This is a genomic window from Saccharomonospora saliphila YIM 90502 (assembly GCF_000383795.1).
GTDB classification, from domain to species: domain Bacteria; phylum Actinomycetota; class Actinomycetes; order Mycobacteriales; family Pseudonocardiaceae; genus Saccharomonospora; species Saccharomonospora saliphila.
Window position 1 is genome coordinate 225,749 of sequence record NZ_KB912656.1, and the last position, 2,583, is coordinate 228,331.

Sequence of the window (2,583 nt, forward strand, 5' to 3'; positions counted from 1 at the left end):
ACAGTCCACGCCCGCGCACCTCGGCGACACCCTGCCCGACGAGGTCGCCGAGCCGCGCGTGCAGGCGCGCGCCGAGCGAGGTGGCGCGCTGCTGGAACTCGCCCGTGGACAGAAGCCGCACCACGGCCCGGCCGACGGCGCAGGCGAGGGGATTGCCGCCGAAGGTGGAACCGTGCTCGCCCGGGCGCAGCACACCGAGCACGTCGGCGCGGCCCGCGACCGCCGACACGGGCATGATGCCGCCGCCGAGCGCCTTGCCGAGCGTGTACAGGTCGGCGGTGACGTGCTCGTGATCGAGCGCGAGCACGGTGCCGGTGCGGGCCAGGCCCGATTGGATCTCGTCGGCGATCAGCAGTGCGCCCGCGTCGTCGCAGACCCTGCGCACCCCGGCCAGGTAGCCGTCCGGCGGCACGATCACGCCGGCCTCGCCCTGGATCGGTTCCACCAGCACGGCGGCGGTGCGCTCGGTCACGGCGGCGGCCAGCGCCTCGGCGTCGCCGTAGGGCACCACGACGAACCCGGGCGTGAACGGCCCGAAGTCGGCCCGCGCCGTGTCGTCGGTGGAGAACGATACGATCGTGGTGGTCCGCCCGTGGAAGTTCGACGCGGCGACCACGACCTCGGCCCGGTCCTCGGGCACGCCCTTGACCCGGTAGGCCCACTTGCGGGCCACCTTCACCGCCGACTCGACGGCCTCGGCGCCGGAGTTCATCGGCAGCACCATCTCGGTGCCCGTCAGCTCGGCCAGTTCCCGGCAGAACGGGCCGAACTGGTCGTGGTGGAACGCGCGCGACGTCAGCGTCACCCGGTCGAGCTGCTCCCGCGCGGCCCGCACCAGCTCGGGGTGCCGGTGGCCGAAGTTCAGCGCCGAGTACCCGGACAGGAAGTCCAGGTAGTGCCTGCCGTCCACATCGGTGACCCACGCGCCCTCAGCCTCGGCGAGCACGACGGGCAACGGGTGGTAGGTGTGGGCGCTCCAGCGCTCGTCGAGGTCGATCAGGTCGGCGGCGCGGCTGTCGAGGTCGGGCAGCGTTGTCATGCGTTTCAGACTAGAGCCACGAGCGCGGCGAGTTCAGCCGGAGAACATTGCTGTTCACCGTTGTTCGTTGTGTGTTCGGCGGCGCGGGCATGCTGATCGTTGTGCGGCCTCGCGCGGGGTCGTGGCCGGGCCGCGCCGGGTTGGCGGCCGGTGCCGCGCGTCTGCCAGAGTAGGCGCCCGTGACGGATGATCTCTCGTTCCTGCGCGCGCAGGCCCGCACGCAGCGGTTCACCCTGGGCATCCCCAAGAACTTCCGCGTCACCCCGGACGGCGGCACGGTGCTGTTCCTGCGCGCCGGGTCGGCGATCGACCGGCGGCACAGCCTCGTCGCGCTCGACCTGGCCACCGGCGCGGAGACCATCCTGGTGGACGCCGCCGCGCTGCTGCCGGGTGAGGAGGAGCTGCCCGCCGAGGAGCGCGCGCGGCGGGAGCGCACGCGGGAGACCTCGGGCGGCGTCGTGGGCTACGCCACCGACCGGGCGGTCACCGTCGCCGCGTTCAGCCTGTCCGGAAGGCTGCACACGGTCGAGATCCCCACCGGCCACGTCACCGAACTGGTGGACACCGCCGTCGTCGACCCGCGACCGGACCCGACGGGGACCCGCGTGGCCTACGTGCGTGACGGCGCGCTGCGCGTGGTGGAACGGGCCTCCGGAGAGGACCGCGCGCTGGTCGAACCGGACGGCGACGACGTGACCTGGGGACTGGCGGAGTTCATCGCCGCCGAGGAGCTCAGCCGCGTGCGCGGGTACTGGTGGTCCCCCGACGGGCAGAGTCTGCTGGTGCAGCGCACCGACCGTGCTCCCGTTCCACGGTGGACGATCGCCGACCCGGCGAACCCGGACACGCCCCCGACCATCGCCGCCTACCCCGCCGCGGGCACGGCCAACGCCGAGGTGTCGCTCTCCGTGATCGGACTCGACGGCAGCCGGGTCGATGTGGACCGCGGCGACTGGGAGTACCTGGTCGCGGCCCACTGGTCGTCCGGCGGCCCGCCGCTGATCGCGGTCATGCCACGTGACCAACGGAGACTGGAGATCCACGCGCTCGACCCCGCCGACGGCTCCACCCGCGTGCTGCGCACCGACACCGATCCGGAGTGGGTCGAGATCCTCACCGGCGTCCCGGCCTGGACCTCGGACGGCAGGCTGGTGCACACCGCCGCCGTCGAGGACAGCCATCGGGTGCTCATCGACGGTGAACCGGTGACTCCACCCGGGCTCCAGGTGCGCTCGGTGCTGCACGTCGGCGACGAGGTGCTGTTCAGCGCCTCGGACGACGACCCCACACAGATTCACGTGTACCGGACGCGGGACGGGCGGGTCGAACGCCTGTCCACCACCGACGGTGTGCACGTGGGTGCCGGGACGGCCGAGGTGACGGTGCTGTCGTCGTGGAGCCTGCACCACAGCGGGCCCGTGGTCTCGGTGCTGCGCGACGGCGAGCGGGTGCGCGAGATCGCCTCCCACCCGCGGGACCCGGGCATCACGCCCCGGCCGCACTGGCTGACCGTCGGCGAGCGCGACCTCCGGGCGGCGCTGCTG

Annotated in this window: 2 protein-coding genes; one reads left to right on the top strand and one right to left on the bottom strand. The window is 73.2% G+C overall.

Translation table 11 applies throughout. The features are described from left to right. A partial coding sequence (rocD, locus tag SACSA_RS22340) for an ornithine--oxo-acid transaminase (RefSeq protein ID WP_019815549.1) occupies positions 1-1,039 on the bottom strand: 1,039 nt, incomplete at its 3' end. A 179-nt stretch (positions 1,040-1,218) separates the two neighbouring features. Here rocD and SACSA_RS0110075 point away from each other — a divergent pair. Next, positions 1,219-2,583, top strand: a 1,365-nt coding sequence (locus SACSA_RS0110075; RefSeq protein ID WP_019815552.1) for a DPP IV N-terminal domain-containing protein, incomplete at its 3' end; no start/stop codon positions are given.